Annotated in this window: 18 protein-coding genes; 11 read left to right on the plus strand and 7 right to left on the minus strand. The window is 65.5% G+C overall.

Annotation, left to right across the window (positions count from 1 at the left end; translation table 11 throughout):
* Positions 1–6: 6 nt before the first annotated feature.
* From RAD16_RS07595 to RAD16_RS07625, 7 genes are all read left to right on the plus strand, one after another.
* The gene (locus RAD16_RS07595; protein ID WP_458157244.1) at positions 7–666 is read left to right on the plus strand and encodes an amino acid ABC transporter permease; all 660 of its coding nucleotides are present in this window, start codon (positions 7–9) and stop codon (positions 664–666) included.
* Positions 667–676: 10 nt separating this feature from the next.
* Entirely contained in the window at positions 677–1327 is a 651-nt protein-coding gene (locus RAD16_RS07600; protein ID WP_458157245.1) for an amino acid ABC transporter permease, read from the plus strand.
* Positions 1314–2042: an amino acid ABC transporter ATP-binding protein gene (locus RAD16_RS07605; protein WP_458157246.1), complete on the plus strand. Its 729-nt coding sequence runs from the start codon at positions 1314–1316 to the stop codon at positions 2040–2042. The genes RAD16_RS07600 and RAD16_RS07605 overlap by 14 nt, the downstream gene beginning before the upstream one ends.
* Before the next feature lie 31 nt (positions 2043–2073).
* Positions 2074–2871 (plus strand): transporter substrate-binding domain-containing protein, encoded by a 798-nt coding sequence (locus tag RAD16_RS07610; RefSeq protein WP_326901849.1) that lies wholly within the window; start codon positions 2074–2076, stop codon positions 2869–2871.
* A gap of 56 nt (positions 2872–2927) precedes the next feature.
* Positions 2928–3272, plus strand: coding sequence for a RidA family protein (locus RAD16_RS07615; RefSeq protein WP_458157247.1), 345 nt, complete (start codon positions 2928–2930; stop codon positions 3270–3272).
* Positions 3273–3333: 61 nt separating this feature from the next.
* Positions 3334–4365, plus strand: coding sequence for a succinylglutamate desuccinylase/aspartoacylase family protein (locus RAD16_RS07620; protein ID WP_458157414.1), 1032 nt, complete (start codon positions 3334–3336; stop codon positions 4363–4365).
* A gap of 39 nt (positions 4366–4404) precedes the next feature.
* Positions 4405–5469, plus strand: a complete 1065-nt coding sequence (locus RAD16_RS07625) for a LacI family DNA-binding transcriptional regulator (RefSeq protein ID WP_458157248.1) — start codon at positions 4405–4407, stop codon at positions 5467–5469.
* Between the two features lie 9 nt (positions 5470–5478).
* On the opposite strand, the gene RAD16_RS07630 is transcribed toward RAD16_RS07625, so the two are convergent.
* The 3 genes from RAD16_RS07630 to guaB all read right to left on the minus strand — a co-directional run bounded on the left by RAD16_RS07630 (position 5479) and on the right by guaB (position 8698).
* On the minus strand, positions 5479–5805 hold the full coding sequence (locus RAD16_RS07630; protein WP_458157249.1) for a hypothetical protein: 327 nt from the start codon (positions 5803–5805) through the stop codon (positions 5479–5481).
* A gap of 184 nt (positions 5806–5989) precedes the next feature.
* Positions 5990–7027 (minus strand): NADP-dependent oxidoreductase, encoded by a 1038-nt coding sequence (locus RAD16_RS07635; RefSeq protein WP_458157250.1) that lies wholly within the window; start codon positions 7025–7027, stop codon positions 5990–5992.
* 180 nt (positions 7028–7207) lie between these two features.
* Positions 7208–8698, minus strand: coding sequence for an IMP dehydrogenase (guaB, locus tag RAD16_RS07640; protein ID WP_458157251.1), 1491 nt, complete (start codon positions 8696–8698; stop codon positions 7208–7210).
* Positions 8699–9173: 475 nt separating this feature from the next.
* Here guaB and RAD16_RS07645 point away from each other — a divergent pair, with 475 nt between their 5' ends.
* Positions 9174–10664 (plus strand): MFS transporter, encoded by a 1491-nt coding sequence (locus tag RAD16_RS07645; RefSeq protein WP_458157252.1) that lies wholly within the window; start codon positions 9174–9176, stop codon positions 10662–10664.
* Positions 10665–10760: 96 nt separating this feature from the next.
* Here the strand turns inward: RAD16_RS07645 and RAD16_RS07650 are convergent, their stop codons facing one another.
* The 3 genes from RAD16_RS07650 to RAD16_RS07660 form a co-directional block, all read right to left on the minus strand.
* The gene (locus RAD16_RS07650) at positions 10761–12581 is read right to left on the minus strand and encodes a hypothetical protein (protein WP_458157253.1); all 1821 of its coding nucleotides are present in this window, start codon (positions 12579–12581) and stop codon (positions 10761–10763) included.
* A gap of 143 nt (positions 12582–12724) precedes the next feature.
* Positions 12725–13417, minus strand: a complete 693-nt coding sequence (locus tag RAD16_RS07655; protein WP_458157254.1) for an RlmE family RNA methyltransferase — start codon at positions 13415–13417, stop codon at positions 12725–12727.
* A gap of 1 nt (position 13418) precedes the next feature.
* The gene (locus RAD16_RS07660; protein WP_458157255.1) at positions 13419–14489 is read right to left on the minus strand and encodes a Ppx/GppA phosphatase family protein; all 1071 of its coding nucleotides are present in this window, start codon (positions 14487–14489) and stop codon (positions 13419–13421) included.
* Between the two features lie 209 nt (positions 14490–14698).
* Between RAD16_RS07660 and RAD16_RS07665 the strand changes: the two genes are divergently transcribed.
* Entirely contained in the window at positions 14699–17071 is a 2373-nt protein-coding gene (locus tag RAD16_RS07665; RefSeq protein WP_458157256.1) for a xanthine dehydrogenase family protein molybdopterin-binding subunit, read from the plus strand.
* Positions 17072–17143: 72 nt separating this feature from the next.
* Positions 17144–18001, plus strand: a complete 858-nt coding sequence (locus RAD16_RS07670) for a tetratricopeptide repeat protein (protein ID WP_458157257.1) — start codon at positions 17144–17146, stop codon at positions 17999–18001.
* A 191-nt stretch (positions 18002–18192) separates the two neighbouring features.
* Here the strand turns inward: RAD16_RS07670 and RAD16_RS07675 are convergent, their stop codons facing one another.
* Complete coding sequence (locus RAD16_RS07675; protein WP_458157258.1) at positions 18193–18993, minus strand: hypothetical protein; 801 nt, start codon at positions 18991–18993, stop codon at positions 18193–18195.
* Between the two features lie 106 nt (positions 18994–19099).
* On the opposite strand from RAD16_RS07675, the gene RAD16_RS07680 reads away from it, so the two are divergent.
* Positions 19100–19603, plus strand: a complete 504-nt coding sequence (locus tag RAD16_RS07680; protein WP_458157259.1) for a YaiI/YqxD family protein — start codon at positions 19100–19102, stop codon at positions 19601–19603.

A 19603-nucleotide genomic window follows, 5' to 3' on the forward strand; every position in this document is an offset into this window, starting at 1 on the left:
GCGGCGATGAATTTCCTGCCGCTCTGGCGCTATCAGAACCAGCTCATCGACGGGGCCATCGTCACGCTCGAGCTGACGGTGATCTCGGCGCTGGCCGGGCTCGTGATCGGCATTGCCGGCGCGGTCGCGCTGAACGGCCGCATCAAGCCGTTGCGCTGGCTGGTGCGCGGCTACATCGAGCTGTTCCGCAACACGCCGTCGCTGATCCAGATCTTCATCGTGTTCTTCGTGCTGCCGAACTTCGGCTTGAAGCTGCCGGCCTTCGAGGCCGCCGCCGTCGCGCTGTCGCTCTATTTCGGCGCCTATTCGGTCGAGATCATCCGCGCCGGTCTCGACTCCATCCCACGCAACCAGGTCGAGGCCGGCCAGTGCCTTGGGCTGTCGGGCTGGCAGGTGTTTCGCCACATCGTGCTGCCACCGGCGCTGCGCAACGCCTATCCGGCCGTGACCAGCCAGTTCGTGCTGCTGCTGCTCGGCACCTCGCTCGCCTCGCAGGTCGCCGCTGACGAGCTGTTTCACGTCGCCGGTTTCATCGAGAGCCGCACCTATCGCAGCTTCGAGGTCTATGCGGTGATCTGCGCGGTCTATTTCGCGATGGCGATGTCGTTCAAGGCGCTGTTCGCCATCATCGGTCTGGTGGCCTTCCGCTGGCCGCGGCGGCGCTGAGGGCAAGGCGATGCGATCCTTCACCCTCATCGATTTCGTCTCGCTGTTCGCGGCGCTGCGCTGGACCGTCGCGCTCGTCGTGCTCGCGCTCGCTTTCGGCGCGCCGCTGGCGCTTGGGCTCGCCATGGGCCGCATCAGCCGCTTTGCGGGCCTGCGCTGGGCGATGGCGGCGTGCATCCAGGTGATCCAGAGCGTGCCGCTGCTTGGCCTCCTGTTCTTTTTCTATTTCGGCATGCCTGTTTTCCTCGGCATCCAGGTGCCGGCCCTCCTTGCCGTGACCGTCGCCTACACGCTCTACACCGCCGCCTTCCTCGGCGAGATCTGGCGCGGCGGGCTGGAGGCGGTGAAGCAAGCGCAATGGGAGGCCGGCGCCTGTCTCGGCCTCTCCGCCTGGCAGCAATTCCGTCACATCATCGCACCGCAGGCGTTGCGGCTGTCGCTGCCGCCGACGGTCGGATTCCTGGTGCAGCTCATCAAGGGCACCTCGCTCGCCTCGATCCTCGGCTTCGTCGAGCTCGCCCGCGCCGGGCAAGTGGTGAGCGCAGCGACGTTCCAGCCGCTGCTCACCTATGCGCTGGTCGCCGCGATCTATTTCGCGCTGTGCCTGCCGCTCACGCTCTGGTCCCGCTCCTTGGAGGCCCGCCTCGATGGCTCTCGTTGAAATCCGCGACGTGCACAAGGCATTCGGCAAGGTCGAGGTGCTCAAGGGCGTCTCGCTCGACGTCGAGGAAGGCGAGATCGTCACGATCATCGGCCGCTCCGGCTCGGGCAAGTCGACGCTACTCCGCTGCATCAATGCGCTGGAGAGCGTCGATTCCGGCGAGATCCGCGTCGAGGGGCAGAAGGTCCACGCGAGGATGCCCGACCTCAAGAAATTCCGTCAGCGCGTCGGCATCGTGTTCCAGGCCTTCAACCTGTTTCCGCATCTGAAGGTCGAGCGCAACATCACGCTTGCCCCGCTCCTCACCGGCCGCATCGAGAAAGCCAAGGCGCGGGCACTCGCGCAGGACGTGCTCACCCGCGTCGGCCTCGCCGACAAGATCGACGCCTGGCCGGAGCAGCTCTCCGGCGGCCAGCAGCAGCGCGTCGCCATCGCACGCTGCCTCGCCATGGCCCCTCACCTGATGCTGTTCGACGAGGTGACGTCCGCGCTCGACCCCGAGCTCGTCGGCGAAGTGTTGAAGGTAATGGAGGCGATGGCGAAGCAAGGCATGACCATGATCCTGGTCACCCACGAGATGGGCTTTGCCCGCAACGTCGCCAACCGCATCGTCTTCATGCACCAGGGCCGCGTCTGGGAACAGGGACCGCCGGCAAAACTGTTCGCCAACCCCGAGACTCCCGAGCTCGCAAGCTTCATCACTTCCGCAAAATGATCATCCAGCCATCCGCCACCAGGAGAGAGTCATGAGACCACTGAAGTCGCTGTTTGCAATCGCAGCCACCGCGCTCGCCGTGATCGCCGCCCCCGGCCTCGCGCAAGCCGACAAGCTGCAGGACGTGCTCGGCTCCGGCAAGCTGCGCGTCGGCCTGCTGACCGATGCCGCGCCGTGGGGCTTCAAGGATGACAAGGGCGAGATCGCCGGCTTGGACGCCGATCTCGCCAGGCTGATCGCCGCCGACATGGGCGTGAAGCTCGAGCTCGTGCCGGTGACGGGCGCAGCGCGCATCCCGAGCCTGCTCTCGGACAAGATCGACATCCTGATCGCCGGCCTCGGCGCAACGCCCGAGCGCGCCCAGCAGGTGATGTTCTCGCAGCCCTATGCGGTGGTGAATCTCGGCGTCTACGGCGCAAAATCGCTGCCCGCCGCCACCGGCAAGAAGCCGGACAATCTCGACGGCCGCAGCGTTGCGGTGGCCAAGGGCTCGACGCTCGACGTCTGGCTCACCGACAACGCGCCGAAGGTGAAGCTGGTGCGCTTCGAGGACACACCGGCCGCCATCGCGGCCTATCTCGCCGGACAGGCCGACACCTTCGCCGAGAACAGCGCCATCGCGCTGAAGGTACAGGACCAGAACCCGACCAAGGAGGTCGAGCTCAAGTTTCTGATCCGCCAGTCGCCGGCCCATGTCGGCGTCCGCCAGGGCGAGCAAAACCTGCTCAACTGGATCAACACCGACATCTTCACCAACAAGCTCAATGGCAAGCTCGGCGCCCTGCAGCTGAAATGGTTCAAGGAAGAGCAGACGCTTCCGACGCTGTAAGCTCGCACACGGCTCCCGCATCATGCGGGAGCCGGCCTTCACGAGGAGAATTCGAGATGATCAAACGTTACGTCGTCGGCTCGCGCATGAGCCAGGCTGTCGCCGCGGGCGGCATGGTGCATATCGCCGGCCAGGTCGCGGACGACCGCAAGGCCGGCATCGTGTCGCAGACCCAGCAGGTGCTCGCCAAGATCGACGCGCTCTTGAAGGAGGCCGGCTCCGACCGCTCCAAGCTGATCGCGGTCAACGTCTTCCTGCCGCATATCACCGACTTCGACACCATGAACTCGGTCTACGACGCCTGGATCGATCTGGCCAATCCGCCGGCGCGTGCCTGCGTTGAGGCCCGTCTCGCCGATCCCGATCTGCGCGTCGAGATGACCGCGGTCGCCCTGCTCTAAAGGCACAGTTTAATTTCCACCTTCGGCCGGCGTCGGCGACGACGCGGCCATGAGGCCTCTCATGCATACCGGACTGTTTCACGACATCGACTTCGAGAAGGACCAGAAATGGTCCGGCCATCTCGGCATTCCCTTCTCGATCGATCGCTCCCCCTACTTCCAGCTCAAGATCCCGATCTTCCGGATCAAGAACGGCGCCGGCCCAAAGCTGCTGTTGATGGCCGGCAATCACGGCGACGAATATGAGGGCGAGATCACGCTGACGCGGCTGTACCGCCTGCTCGATGCCAGGGCCATCAAGGGCGAGATCACCATTCTTCCGTTTGCCAACCTGCCTGCCGTGATGGCGGCGCGCCGCCGCTCGCCGCTGGACGAAGGCAATCTCAACCGCGCCTTCCCCGGCGATGCCACGGGCACGCCGACGTTTCGTCTCGCGCATTTCCTCGAGCACGAGCTGTTTCCGCGGCACGACGTCGTGTTCGACCTGCATTCCGGCGGCACCTCGATGGCGCATCTGCCCTGCGCGCTGATCGAGCGGCAGGGCCCGCCCGAGATGTTCGGCCACGCGCTGCGCCTGATGGAGGGGCTCGGGATGCCCTTCGCTTTCGTCGCCGAGAACGGTGCGACTGCGCCGACCTCGATGGCTGCGGCCGCACGCGCCGGTGCCATCGGCCTCTCAGGCGAGTTCGGCGGCGGCGGTACCGTCACGCCGCAGACCATGGCGCTGACCGCGCGCGCGGTCGATCGGCTGCTGCTCGCGATCGGCATCGTCCAGGCGCCCGTGCTGGGACCACATGCGCCGGTCGAGCGCGCCACCGAGCTGCTGGCGCTGCAAAGTCATGCGCAAGCGGTGTTCGCCACGCGACGCGGCTGGTTCGAACCTGCGGTCATGGTCGGCGCGCGCGTTGCGGCCGGCGACATCGCCGGCTGGTACCACGATTTCGAGCGCCCGGAGCTGACCGAGGAGGTGCTGCGCTTCCCCGCCGACGGCATCGTGATCTCGCAGCGCCTGCACACCGACAGCCAGAGCGGCGATTGCCTGGTCCAGGTCGGCCGCGCCTTGAAGCGCGAGGAGGTTTTGACGACGGGCTGAGTTCGATTAGCCTCATCTCGCATCACCGATCAGGATTCGATGACCGATCCGGCAAAGCCAGGCTATGACGACGTGGTGCGCATTCCGGCGCCGCCCGGCCGCGCGAGCGCGACGGGACGGCCGCCGCGCATCGAGGAGGTGGCGGAACGCGCCGGCGTTGCGCCGATCACGGTGTCGCGGGTGCTGCGGCACCCCGAGAAGGTCAATCGCGAGACCCGCGAGCGCATCCTCGAAGTGATCGAGGCGACCGGCTACGCCTCCAACCCGCATGCGCGCGCGCTGCGCTCGGGCCGGTCCAACCTCGTCGTCGCCTTCGTCTCCAACATCCTCAGCCAGCAGTTCGGCCTCGCGGTGCGCAGCTTCGCCGCCACGCTTGAGCCGGAAGGTTTTGAGGTGCTGGTCGGCCAGACCTCCTACTCCTATGCCAAGGAGGTCGCGATGATCCAGTCGCTGCGCGGCATCCGCCCCGCAGCGGTGCTGTTCACCGGCGTGATCGAGCTCGAGGAAAACCGCGCGGCGCTTGCCGAGCTTGGCATTCCCGTGATCGAGACCTGGGCGTTTCCGCGCGATCCCATCGACATGCTGGTCGGCCTGCCCAATGCGGACGCCGGCGCGATGGCAGCACGGAGGCTGGCCGAGGCTGGACATCGCCGCGTCGCTTTCGTGGGCCGCAGCAGCGGCCGTGGCGCGCTGCGCCGCGACGGCTTTCGCAAGGCGGCCGCACGGCTCGGCCTCGATATCGTCCACGAGATCGGCGTCGGCGAGATCACCGGGCTGGTCGACGGACGCGCCGCCTTCACCACCCTGCTCGCGCGCGGCGGCGACGTCGATGCCGTGTTCTGCGCCAACGATCTGCTCGCGACCGGCGCGCTGATCGAGGCTCGTGCCCGCGGCCTGTCGGTGCCGCGCGACCTCGCCGTGCTGGGCTTCGGCGACAACGACGTCGCCGACCAGATCACGCCCGGCCTCACCACCATCTCGTTCGACGCGGCGGCGGTGGGACGCATCGCGGCGGAATTGCTGCTGGCGCGGCTCTCCGGCGCGCCGATGGCCGCGCAACAGCTTGCGGTCGAATTGTCCCTGATCGAGCGCGGCAGCGTCTGAAGCTGCCGCTTACGCGACGCTCTTGAGATCCTGCTGGATCGCAGCCAGCAGCGACTGCAGCGCCGCGCTGTTCACGGGCTTGGCCTCGGCGACGACAGGCTGGACGCTGGCGCTCGGCGCACTGACGGTCTGGACACTCGCACGCGGCGCAGCCTTGACCGGACGCTTCGGGAATGGAGGCCGTGGAGCGGGCAACGGGCCGAGAGCGAAATCGCCCTCCTCCTCGCTATGCACGAACTTGCCATGGATGACGTCGTCATGGCGGCCCATGACGAACATGGTCGCCCAATAACCGGCGGCCAGGAGAATTATGCAGAAAATACCAATCTCTAACATCGCGACACCTAAAATATGCGCGATGATTCAATGCCTTCGCCGGCCCGTCAATGAACCGACGGTCACACCTGCGGCTTTTGCGGGCAGGTGTGGCCAATCGGTAACTCATTATTAACCATCGATGTCCGGTGTGTGACGCCCGTGCAACGATGGGTCGTCCAGACCTTGCAACTAGGCCTTGCAGCTATGTCTTATCTTGCCCGACCCGGACCAGCTGCTTGCCGAAATTGGCCCCCTTGAGCAGGCCCATGAAGGCGCCGGGCGCGCTTTCCAGGCCCTCGGTGACGAACTCCTTGTACTTGACCTTGCCGTCGCGGACCCAGCCGGACATGTCGCGCAGGAAGTCGCCGTGGCGATTGGCGAAGTCGGAGACGATGAAGCCGCGGAAGGTGAGCCGCTTGGTCAGCGTCGCACGCATCATCGCGCCCGCCCATTTCGGCGGCTTAGCCTCGGTGTCGTTGTAATGGGCGATCAGGCCGCAGACCGGCACGCGCGCGAATGGATTGAGCAGCGGGAACACCGCCTCGAACACGGCGCCGCCGACATTCTCGAAATAGACGTCGATGCCTTTCGGGCAGGCATCCTTCAACTTCGCGGCCAGATCGGGATCGCGGTGACCGATGCAGGCATCGAAGCCGAGCTCCTTGACGACGTAGTCGCACTTGTCCTTGCCGCCGGCGATGCCGACCGCGCGCGCGCCCTTGATCTTCGCGATCTGGCCGACGGCCGAGCCGACCGCGCCGGAGGCACCGGCGACGACGACGGTCTCGCCTGCTTGCGGCTTGCCGATGTCGAGCAGGCCGGTATAGGCGGTCATGCCGGGCATGCCGAGCACGCCGATCGAGGTGGAGATCGGGCCGAGCTTGGGATCGACCTTGATCAGGCCCTTGCCGTTCGAGATCGCGTTGGTCTGCCAGCCGGTCCGTGCGCGGACGATGTCGCCGACAGCGAAATCAGGATTGTTGGAGGCCACGACCTCGCTGACCGCCTCGCCTTCCATCACGCCGCCGATCGGCACTGGCGCTGCGTAGGACGGCCCATCACTCATGCGGCCGCGCATATAGGGATCGAGCGACAGCCAGATCGTGCGCAGCAGCACCTCGCCCGCGCCGGGCGCCGGCACGGCGAATTCCTCCAGACGAAAATCAGACGGTTTTGGTTCGCCGACGGGACGCGCGGCGAGTACGATGCGCTTGGCTTGCTGAGATTTGCCTTGGGACATGATGGCTTCCTCCACTTTACTGTCATTGCGAGCGAAGCGAAGCAATCCAGTCGCGTCAACACAAAAGGCTGGATTGCTTCGTCGCTAATGCTCCTCGCAATGACGAGCTCGCGGGGCATGACACCGTCATTTTGGCGAGCGCGTCGCAATCGACACGCAGCCGAGAGTGGAGCGAAGCGACTAACCGCCGCCCGGATAGTTCGGCGCCTCGCGCGTGATGGTCACGTCGTGGACGTGGCTCTCACGCAGGCCCGCGCCGGTGATGCGGACGAACTGGGCCTTGTCGTGCAGATCCTTCATGTCCTTGGCGCCGACATAGCCCATCGCGGCGCGGAGGCCGCCGGCAAGCTGGTGCATGACGTTGCCGACCGGGCCCTTGTAGGGCACCTGGCCCTCGATGCCTTCGGGGACGAGCTTGAGCGTGTCCTTGATGTCCTGCTGGAAGTAGCGGTCGGCAGATCCGCGCGCCATCGCGCCGACCGAGCCCATGCCGCGATAGGCCTTGTAGGAGCGGCCCTGCCACAGGAAGACTTCGCCGGGCGTCTCGTCGGTGCCGGCGAGCAGCGAGCCGACCATCGCGATGTCGGCGCCGGCGGCGAGCGCCTTGGCGAGATCGCCGGAGAACTTGATGCCGCCGTCGGCGATGACGGGGATGTCGGACTTCTTCGCAGCCTCGACCGCATCCATGATCGCGGTGAGCTGGGGAACGCCGACGCCGGCGACGATACGCGTGGTGCAGATCGAGCCCGGGCCGATGCCGACCTTGATGCAGTCGGCGCCCGCATCGATCAGCGCCTGCGCGCCGTCGGCGGTGGCGACGTTGCCGGCGACGACCTGCACCGAGTTGGACAGACGCTTGATGCGGTTCACGGCGTGCAGCACGTGGCGCGAATGGCCGTGCGCGGTGTCGACGACGACGAGATCGACGCCGGCATCGATCAGCCGCTCGGTGCGCTCGAAGCCGGTGTCGCCGACGGTGGTGGCGGCGGCGACGCGGAGGCGCCCCTGGGCGTCCTTGCAGGCGAGCGGATGGGCGACCGCCTTCTCCATGTCCTTGACGGTGATCAGGCCGACGCAGCGATATTGCTCGTCGACGACGAGCAGCTTCTCGATGCGATGCTGGTGGAGCATGCGCCGCGCTTCGTCCTGGCTGACATTCTCGCGCACCGTGACGAGGCCTTCATGCGTCATCAGCTCGGAGACTTTTTGCCGGCGGTCGGTGGCGAAGCGCACGTCGCGGTTGGTGAGGATGCCGACCAGCTTGCCGGGCGTGTTCTTGCCGGCGCCGGTGACGACGGGAATGCCGGAGATGCCGTGGTCGCTCATCAGCTTGAGCGCGTCGTCGAGCGTCGCATCGGGGCTGATGGTGAGCGGGTTCACCACCATGCCCGACTCGTAGCGCTTGACCTGCCGCACCTGGGCGGCCTGCCCTTCGGGATCGAAATTGCGATGGATGACGCCGAGGCCGCCGGCCTGCGCCATGGCGATCGCCATGCGGGCTTCGGTGACGGTGTCCATGGCGGAGGCCATGATCGGAATGTTGAGCGGAATGGCGCGGGTCACGCGGGAGCGGATGTCGACCTCGCCTGGCATCACGTCCGACAGGCCCGGCTTCAACAGCACGTCGTCGAACGTAAAGGCTTCGCGAATGCCTTGTTGCACCGTGGCCATGTGCCAACTCCTTCCTGCGGCCCTGCCGCAAATAGCAATGGATGAGCGCCGCCCTCGGCGTACCTTGCGGCATCGCCGTCGAATCGGAGCCCATCGGTGGGGTTGACGCGGGTCGATAGCACGCCCGCGTGACGAATCAAAGCAATTCGGCCCGCCGGCCAGCCATGCACAGGCTTTTTAAGTAAATTCGGCGTGGAAAGCCCATCCGAACAGTCATTCCGGGGCGCGACGAAGTCGCGAACCCGGAATCCATCCCGCAACGGTTGCTGCAGCCCAATGGATTCCGGGTCGCGCCAGGAGGCGCGCCCCGGAATGACGGAGAGCGACGCCGGCATCGAGCGCAACCCTGAGGAGACGGTCACACCGTTGTTACGCAGGATTTAGGTGCTATGCGTTGATCCGCAATGGCCCGCACAAGGCGACGGTGATAAGCCGCAAGTCCACCCCTCCTTCTGATTTTCATTACCAATCCGTCATGGTCGACAAGCAACGCGTCATTCCGCTGATCGTGGCCACTGCTCTCTTCATGGAGAACATGGACTCGACGGTGATCGCCACCTCGCTGCCGGCGATCGCAGCCGATATCGGCACCAGCCCGCTGACGCTGAAGCTCGCCATCACCTCCTACCTGCTGTCGCTCGCGGTGTTCATTCCGGCGAGCGGCTGGACCGCCGACCGGTTCGGCGCGCGGATGGTGTTCGCGATCGCGGTCGGCGTGTTCATGGTCGGATCGGTCGGCTGCGCGCTCTCGACCTCGGTGACCGACTTCGTGTTCGCGCGCATCCTGCAGGGCATGGGCGGGGCGATGATGACCCCGGTCGGCCGCCTCGTGCTGCTTCGCTCGGTCGACAAGAGCGCGCTGGTCAACGCCATGGCCTGGGTGACGATCCCTGCCCTCATAGGCCCCGTCATCGGCCCGCCGCTCGGCGGCTTCATCACCACTTACGCGTCCTGGCACTGGATCTTTCTGATCAACATCCCGATCGGGCTGCTCGGCATCTTCATGGCCTTGAAGTTCATCGACCCGATCAAGAGCGAGAACCCGGAGCCGTTCGATCTCTACGGCATGGTGCTCGCGGGCGTCGGGCTTGCCGGCATCGCCTTCGGCCTATCCGTCGCAGGTCTCAATCTGCTGCCCTGGGGCACGGTCGCGGCGCTGGTCGTGGGCGGCGCGATCTCGATGACGCTCTATGTCCTGCACGCGCGGCGCACGGGATCGCCGGTGCTGGACTTCTCCCTCTTGAAGCTTCCGACGCTGCGCGCGGCGATCCTCGGCGGCTTCCTGTTCCGTCTCGGCATCGGCGCGCTGCCGTTCCTGCTGCCGCTCCTGATGCAGATCGGCTTCGGCCTGTCGCCGTTCCATTCCGGCCTCGTCACCTTCGCCTCCTCGCTCGGCGCCATGGGCATGAAGACGCTGGCCGCGCGCCTGATCCGCGCCTTCGGCTTCCGCAATCTGATGACGGTGAACGCGATCGTCAGCGCGTTTTTCCTCGGCGTCTGCGCGCTGTTCACGGTGACGACGCCGCTGCTGATCATCATGGTGATCCTGGTGGTCGGCGGCTTCTTCCGCTCGCTCGAGTTCACCGCGATCAACACGGTCGCCTATGCCGACGTCGAGACGCCGCAGATGAGCCGCGCCACCACGCTCGTGAGCGTCAACCAGCAGCTCGCGGTCTCCGCCGGCGTCGCGGTTGGCGCGGCCTCGGTGGAGACGACGATGTGGCTCAGCCATGTCAGCGAGCTCAATGCCGCCGTGTTCATGCCGGCCTTCGTCGTGGTGGCGCTGACCTCGGCGGCCTCGAGCTGGTTCTTCTGGCAGATGCCCGCCGATGCCGGCCACGAGATCTCCGGCCGCAAGGCGGTCGAGATCGCCAGCCGCAAGGGCGCCGGCAAGGGCGCGGCCAAGGCCGCCGTGAAGGCGGCGACCGAGGATACGCAGGACGTGCGGGACCAGCGGCTCGGCTAAAGCGCGATGAGATTAGGATAGATCGTCATCGCGCTTTAGGTGTTGTCTGAGCATGATCTTTTCGGAAAACCGCTGCGCACTTTTCCGGATCATGCTTTAGGGCCCGACGACCGACGGCAACACCCGGTAGAGCGAAACGCCCAGACCCAGCGTGTCGGACAGAGTGAGCTTTCCGTTGATGACGGTGCCCGTCAGCGTGGTCTTCTGCAGCTCGGACGAATGGTTTGCATCAACCAGGAAGAGCGCCAGATTGCTGTGCGTCGCATCGATCAGGTAGCGCTCCGCCGTCACCGGCCCGTTGACGAAAGGCAGATTGTCGACGTCGAGCGAGAACGCCTCCGGCGTCTCGGCCGAAATGTTGGTACCGAAGACGCGCGTCGCGTCGTAATTGTACAGCATGATGTTGGCGGTGGAGCTGCTGCTGTCCCATGTCGCGAACGCATTGAGGTGGGAGCCGGATCCGCCGGTCAGAGCAGCCTGCACGCGCTGGCCGGACATCTTGTTGTACATCCTGAAGAGGTTCGCGACCGGCTTCGGATAGTAGTCGGCCGGATTATCGCCGTGCGGCACCTTGTGCAGCAGGCTGGCCTGTCCCGTGTAAGGCGCGATGTTCGGATCGCCCTGGCCGTCGCCGATGATGAGGTACGATCCCATCGAGATCTTCTTCTTCACCGCTTCGAGCAGGAACGCCGCCGTCCAGGCTGCCCCCTTGTGCGAGTAGTTGACGTCAGTCGCCTCATAGGCCGTAGGGCCCCATTCCGACAGGAACAGCTTCACGTCGGGCATGTTGGCATTGCTCGTCTTCAGCGCATCCAGCTTGGCCTTGACCGTGTCGACCAGCTTGTCGAAGAACGCAAATCCAGCGGTACCGTCCGTCGAGCCATAATAGTGGAACGAGAAGCGATCGAGCCGCGAGTTGAATTTTGACAGGAAGGTCTCTGCCAGCGGATTGAAGGTCTGGTCGAGGAAGACTTCCTCCAAGGTCGGAAGATTCTCCGCCGGATAATAGTTGAAGCTCAGTCCAACCAGGGCCGGCCCGGCCATTTCCAGCGTCTTGCCGTTATAGTTCGGGTTGGCGGCGAGTTCGTTCCTGATGTTCACGATCGCCTGTGAGAAGACCTTCTGAACCGGCAAGAGCTGCCTGGGCAGACGGCGCACGTCGAGCTGATAGGGATAAGACAAGGTCGGGTCGTCGGCATTGGACATCGTGTGGGATTGCAGCGGGGGCCACTGTTTGAGGACATATTTGGCCGGGTCCATCCACCACAGCCAACGGCCCCATGATCCCAACGGCTTGAGCGTATAGGCGGACGGATTGGTGTCGCTCCAGTTCTCCGGGGCCGTATCGGCGATATCAACCTCGTTGCTGACCTCGAAGATGACGGATGGCGCCCCACCGTCGAACGACTTCTTCGCGATATAGCGCACGAGAGCATCAGCATATTTCTGGAAAAGTGCCGGAGCGGGTCCGTTCGCAGCCCAACTCTCGCCAGGGCCGTATTGCACGAAGCGCGGCGGCATGAAGGCCCCGACCGCCACGTGAGGCGAGAGCCCGCGATTCAGGGCCCAGTCAAGATGCCACCCCAGAGGCTGGCAGTCGCCCGGATGGAAGACGCCGTCCATGGTGTAGCCGAACACATCGCCGGTCTGATCGACGTCGCAATAGACATCGCTGAGCAGCAGGCGCGTCCGCTTCATCCCGGTATCGGTGATGATCTGGTTGAACTGGTCGAGCGCCTGTTCGGACGGGCTGTTGGCGCTCTGGTAGATCTTCTTGAGATCACCGAGATCGTCATTGCCGCTGAGACCGATATTGTAGGGCGTCTGCGTGCTGACAACGATCGAGGTGTCTGCACGCGACGTCGTGGCCGAACCGAGGCAGAGCGACGCAAAGGCCAGGAAGGACACCGAGACCAAAAAGAGGCGATGCTTGCAAACGCGCAAGCGCTGACGACACAGGCACTGCATGGATTGATCTCACCCGCTTGAATTGCAAGTGAAGGATCTACCAGCTCAAGATGTTATCGATGTGAATGTTATGTTAGTGCGAGAGTGACACGTCAGTTTGTGTCCGGCTGCCCACCCCGAAACCCTGTCGCGAGCACATAGCGCTCGGACGAATCCTGCCGGCTTGCAGCGGGCTTGACGTGGCGCACCGTGGCGAAGTCGCGCTTGAGCTGGGCGAGCAGATCGGCGTCAGCGCCGCTCTGGAACGTTTTTGCCAGGAACGTGCCACCGGGCTTGAGCACATCGCAGGCAAACGCAGCCGCGGTCTCGACCAGGCCGACGATGCGGAGCTGGTCGGTCTTGCGGTGGCCGGTGGTGTTGGCGGCCATGTCGGACATCACGATATCGGCGCCGCCGCCGAGCATCGCGGTCAACTTGTCCGGCGCGTTATTGTCCATGAAATCGAGCTGCGCGAAATCGACGCCGGGAATCTCGGGCATCTCCAGGAGGTCGATCGCGACGACCTTGCCCTTGCCTTCGGTCGAGCCGACGCGCTTGGCGGCGATCTGGCTCCAGCCGCCGGGCGAAGCGCCGAGGTCGACCACGGCCATGCCGGGCTTCAAAAGACGAAACTTGTCGTCGATCTCGAGCAGCTTGAACGCGGCGCGCGAGCGGTAGCCTGCGGCCTTGGCCTTGGCGACATAGGGATCGTTGAGCTGCCGCTCAAGCCACAGCTTCGACGACAGCTTGCGCTTGCCGCCCGTCTTGACCTGGACGTGCAAGCGGCCGGTGGTGTCTTTCGCCATCTCACCAGCTCCTGAGCGCGCCGTCCTCGCGCATCATCTCGACCAGCATGCCTTCGCGCAGGCCCCGGTCGGCGACGCGTAGGCGCGGCAGCGGGAAGGCGCGGCGGATAGCATCGAGGATGGCGCAACCGGCCAGCACGAGATCGGCGCGCTCGACGCTGATGCAGCTGTTGTTGGCGCGGTCCTCGTAGCTCATGCCGAGCAGCTTGTTGATGGTCGCGGTGATGTCGGCATCGTTCATCCAGATGCTATCGATGCGGCGACGGTCGTAGCGCGCCAGATTGAGATGGATGCCGGCGAGCGTCGTCACGGTGCCGGACGTGCCGAGCAGATGCATGTCGGCGAGATCGCCGCCGTGCTGTTCCGCGAACGGCGCCACGTGGTGTGCTACCTCCTGCTCCATCGCGGCATAGATCTCCGGCGTGACGTCGCGGCCGCCGAACTGTTCGGCGAGCGTGACCACGCCGTACGGGATCGACATCCAGGCCTTGATGCGCGGCTCCGGGTTTTCTGGATCGCGCTCGATCCGCACCAGCTCGGTCGAGCCGCCGCCGATGTCGAACAGGATCGCGCCCCTGCCCCGGGGATCGACCAGCGGCGAACAGCCGAGCACGGCAAGCGAGGCCTCGGTCTCGCGGTCGATCACCTCGAGCTCGATGCCGGTCTCGGCCGCGACGCGGCTGCGGAAACCTTCGGCGTTCGAGGCCGCACGGCAGGCCTCGGTCGCGATAAGCCGCAGCCGCCGCGCTTTCCGCAGGTTGATCTTGTCGCGGCAGATGCTGAGCGCGGCGATGGCGCGCTCGATCGCGGCCTCGCTGATGTTCCCCGTCGCCGAGACGCCCTCGCCGAGCCGGATGATGCGCGAGAAGGAATCGACCACGCGAAAGCCATCGCTGGTCGGACAGGCGATCAACAGCCTGCAATTGTTGGTGCCGAGGTCCAGCGCCGCATAGACGCCGGTTCCCGCTTGCGCGGGGACGGCCGGTTCGGGGGCAAACGCCACCGCCGCCATCGACCCCTCCAGCTCACCGTGCGGCACATGGCCGTCGCGGAGCCGCGTGTGGTCATTCATACAAACTGTCTTTCCGCGGCCGGTCGGGCCGGTCTGGAATTGATTTTTCGCCTGAAACATTAGCAGCGCGGCGGGTATGCGCAACATCGCATCACATGGGACCATGCCCATTCGTGCGTTGTCGTGAACGCGGTGGCGGGTTATCTGAACGGGGTCCGGTCCCCCGCTGCCGCGAAAATGCGCAAATGCCGGCTTTTCAGGTCATTTCCATGCAAGAACACACCAAATCCTCCACGCTCGAAAACGCTATTGCACTGCAAAAATATGGCGTCGGGCAGCCGGTCCGCCGCAAGGAAGACGACACGCTGGTGCGCGGCAAGGGCCGCTATACCGACGATTTCAACCTCCCCGGCCAGGCCTACGCCGTGATCGTCCGCTCCACCCATGCCCATGGCGTGATCCGCGGCATCGGCACCGATGCCGCCAGGGCGATGCCGGGCGTGCTGGGAGTGTGGACCGGCAAGGACCTCGATGCCGCCGGCTACGGCCCCTTCACCTGCGGTCTGCCGCTGAAGAACCGCGACGGCTCGCCCCTGCTCCAGACCAACCGCCAGCCGCTCGCGACCGACAAAGTTCGCTTCGTCGGCGATCCCGTCGCCTTCGTGGTCGCCGACACGCTGGCCCAGGCGCGCGATGCGGCCGAGGCGGTCGAGCTCGATATCGAGCCCCTGCCCGCGGTGACCGATCCCGAGGAAGCCGCCAAGCCCGGCGCGCCGCAGCTTTACGACCACATCCCCAACAACGTCGCGCTCGACTACCACTACGGCGACATGGACAAGGTCAATGCCGCCTTCGCCGGTGCCGCCCACGTCACGAAGATCGACATTGAGAACACCCGCGTTGCCGTGGTCTCGATGGAGCCGCGCGTGGGGTTCGCCTCCTACGACAAGAAGACCGAGCGCTACATCATCCAGATGCCGACGCAAGGCGTCGCGGGCAACCGCGCCAACCTCGCCAAGAACCTGAAGGTGCCGAACGACAAGGTGCGCATCCTCACCGGCAATGTCGGCGGCTCCTTCGGCATGAAGAACGTCAACTATCCCGAATACATGTGCATCCTGTACGCGGCGAAGGAGCTTGGAAAACCGGTGAAGTGGCTGGACGAGCGCTCCACCAGCTTCCTCTCCGACAGCCATGGCCGCGCGCAGAAGATCCATGCCGAGCTCGCGCTCGATGCCGAGGGGCACTTCCTCGCGGCGAAACTCTCCGGCTACGGCAATCTCGGCGCCTACATCACCGGCGTTGCGCCCGGCCCGCTCTCGCTCAACACCGGCAAGAATTTTTCCAGCGTCTACCGCACGCCGCTAATGGGCGTGGACATCAAGACGGTGCTGACCAACACCACGCTGATGGGCGCCTATCGCGGCGCCGGCCGGCCCGAGGCCAACTACTACATGGAACGCCTGATCGACCGCGCCGCCGACGAGATGGGCATCAACCGCCTGACGATGCGCAAGCGCAACTTCATCAAGCAGAACCAGATGCCGTTCGCGGCCTCCTCGGGCGTCACCTATGACAGCGGCGACTTCCAGGCCGTGTTCAACAAGGCGCTCGAAATCTCCGACCACGAGAACTTCGCCAAGCGCAAGAAGGAGAGCAAGAAGGCCGGCAAGCTGCGCGGTATCGCGGTCGGCTCCTATCTCGAGGTCACGGCGCCGCCGAGCGTCGAGCTCGGCAAGATCGTGTTCGATCCTGACGGCACCGTGCAGCTCATCACCGGCACGCTCGATTACGGCCAGGGCCACGCTACCCCATTCGCGCAGGTGCTGTGCCAGCAGCTTGGCGTGCCCTTCGAGAGCGTGAAGCTAGTGCAGGGCGACAGCGACATCGTCCATACCGGCAACGGCACCGGCGGCTCGCGCTCGATCACCGCCAGCGGTCAGGCCATCGTCGGGGCCTCGAAGCTCGTGATCGAAAAGGGCAAGCGCGCCGCCGCGCACATGCTGGAGGCGTCCGAGGCCGACATCGAGTTCGCCGACGGCAGCTTCACGATTGCCGGCACCGATCGCAGCATCGACATCATGGAGCTGGCCAAGCGCCTGCATGACGGCAAGATGCCGGAGGGCGTGCCTGATAGCCTCGATGTCGATCACACCAGCGAACCGGTCGCCTCGGCCTTCCCGAACGGCTGCCACGTCGCCGAGGTCGAGATCGATCCCGATACCGGCGTGGTGCAGATCGTGCGTTACAGCGCCGTCAACGATTTCGGCACGGTGATCAACCCGATGCTGGTCGCGGGCCAGCTCCATGGCGGCGTCGTCCAGGGCATCGGCCAGGCGCTGATGGAGCACGTCCGCTACGACGAGAGCGGCCAGCCGATCACCGGCTCGTTAATGGACTATGCGCTGCCGCGCGCCGAGGACGTCCCGTTCATGGAAGTCGGCGATCACCCGGTGCCGGCCACCACCAATCCGCTCGGCAGCAAGGGCTGCGGCGAAGCCGGCTGCGCCGGCAGCCTGTCCACGGTGGTGAACGCGGTGGTCGATGCGCTCTCCGACTACGGCATCAAGCACATCGACATGCCCTTGACCCCGGAGCGGGTGTGGCGCGCGATTCAGGATGCGAAGGGCAAGGCGGCGTAGGGCAGATCTTCAGCCGCACGATCAGGGCGGCGACGCGTCGCCGCCCGACATTCGACCCTTGGCAGTGACGGCATGCTGCGACGACTGAAGATCATCTTCCACTATTTCCAGGCCGACGCCGCCGCGCGGCGCGGCAGATTCGATCGCGCCGCGGAGTGCCTCAGCAAGGTCCTGACGTTCGACCCTGCCAACCCCGCCGCCTATCATGACCGGGGCGTGGCCCAGCAGGGAATGGGCGACTACCGCGGTTCGATCGGCGACTTTGACAAGGCCATTGCCATCGCTCCGAAGACAGCGGCCGCCTATTCCAGTCGCGGGGTTTCCTGGAAACTGCTGGGCGATTTCGATCGCGCCCTCGCGGATCAGCTCGCGGCCATTGCCCTGTCCCCGCGCCTCGCAATTGCCCACGCGGAACTCGGTGCGGTCAGTCTGTTCAGACAAGACTTCGACGGCTCCATTCGCAGCCTGACGACAGCGGTTGATTTGGCGCCTCGTGAGGCCAGCCATCTGATGCTCCGCGGAGTGACACTCTTCTGTCGCGGAGATTTCAAGGCCGCCGTCCCTGACCTGCAACGCGCCTTCGAGATCGGGAACGACACCTATGCTCTGTTGTTTCTGCATCTAGCGCGTGCCAGGGCGGGCGCGAATGCCTCAGCGGCGCTGGAGGCGGACGCAAGCAAGGTGAGAATCTGGCATTGGCCGTCCGCGGCCGTCGGACTTTACCTCGGACGGCTCTCGGCCGACTCGACGATCGCGGCCGCCGGCACGCCCGAGGAAATCGGTGAGGCCCACTTCTATCTCGGACAATGGCACCTGCTCCAGGGCGATCACGCCGAAGCAAGGACGGCATTGCAGGCGGCCACCCAGGCGTGCCCGCCATGGTTCAACGAGCACGTCGCTGCCGTCGCGGAATTGCAGCGCCTCGGATAGAGCGAGGCCGGTTGAGGGTGCAGCCTGCGCCTACGCCGCTTCCGCACCCACAACTGTCGTCGCCCGGCTTGACCGGGCCGCCCAGTACTCCGAGACAGTAGTGATTCTCGGATAGGCCGCGGCGTACTGGATGCCCCGCCTTCGCGGGGCATGACAGCGGGTGTGAGGACGCAGAGTGCCTCTTCCCGCTCTTAAGCCGCCGCCTGCTCGCGCGGCTGGTAGATCGCGGTGTGCTGGCAGTGCGCGATCGGCGTCGTGCCGTTGGCGACGACGAGAGCGTCGAGCTCGACGAAGCGGTGGCCCTTCTTTTCGTAATTCGCGGTGACTTTCGCCCGCGCGGTGATCTCGTCACCGGCGCGTGCGGCTGACAGGAGCTGCATGCGGCTGCCGACATGGATCCACGGGCCCAAAATCGTGTTGTCCACCAGCACGCGGTTCATCACGCGCTGGATCAGGCCGGGATGGCCGAGCCCCTCGCGCACGAAAACCGGATCGGTCTCCCTGACGTCAGTGAGATAATCGGCGGCGTCCTGCCCGGCCCAGCGGCGCGGCGTGGTGCCGAGCCATTTGCCCATTTCGAACGTCGCGGGGCTGACCGGCTTGCGCTCGGCCACAACGGGGGTCTCGACATAATCGCTCAACGACACCACCGGCGCCGCCGCCGGCAGCGAGGCCGTCCCGGTGGCACACAGCTCGGTGCGGCTGAAGACCTCAATCGTCAGCAGGCCGTTGTGCTCGGTCGCATCGACATCGGCGGTCTCGCCGTCATAGACCGGCTTGATGAAGCGCGCCTCGACCAGCCCGCGGGACAGGAAATCGCGGCCCCAGCGCGCCACCGGCACGTGCATCATGTAGGCGAAGACGTCGACGCCCGGCACCAGCCCGCCGGAAAAGCCGAAGCGGCGCGCCACCGTGTCGTCATGCATCTTGTTTTCGGACTGTTTGGCGGTGTTGTAGGCCTCGACGCGCCAGGTTTCGAGCCGGTTCGGCATGGGGCATATTCCCTGTATTCTTGTTGTTTCGGGACCGATCGTAGGCCCCCGGGAACATCGGTCAATCCCCTCGCCTTTAGGGCCCGAATGGGGTACCACGCGGCGAATGACTGACACCCCCACCCGCATCTATGTCGACGCCGACGCCTGTCCCGTGAAGGACGAGATTTACCGCGTCGCGCTCCGCCACGGCGTGCCCGTGAGCGTCGTCGCCGGCAACTTCATCCGCGTGCCCCACGATCCCCTGATCGAGCGCATTGCCGCAGGTAGCGGCATGGACGCGGCCGACGACTGGATCGCCGAACGCGCCAGGCCGGGTGACGTCGTCATCACCTCCGACATTCCGCTGGCGAGCCGCTGCGTGAAGGCCGGCGCCGACGTGATCGCGCCGAACGGCAAGCCGTTCACGGAAGAGTCGATCGGCATGACGCTGGCGGTCCGCAATTTGATGACGGATCTGCGTTCGGCCGGCGAAGTCACCGGCGGCCCGCGCTCGTTCTCGCCGCGCGACCGCTCTGCCTTCCTCTCGGCGCTCGACCAGACGTTGCGCCGGATCCAGCGCCGCCGCGCTGACCAGGCCGCTACGAGCCAGAATTTGGGTCAAGGCTGA

The sequence above is a fragment of the Bradyrhizobium sp. 18BD genome, assembly GCF_054185225.1.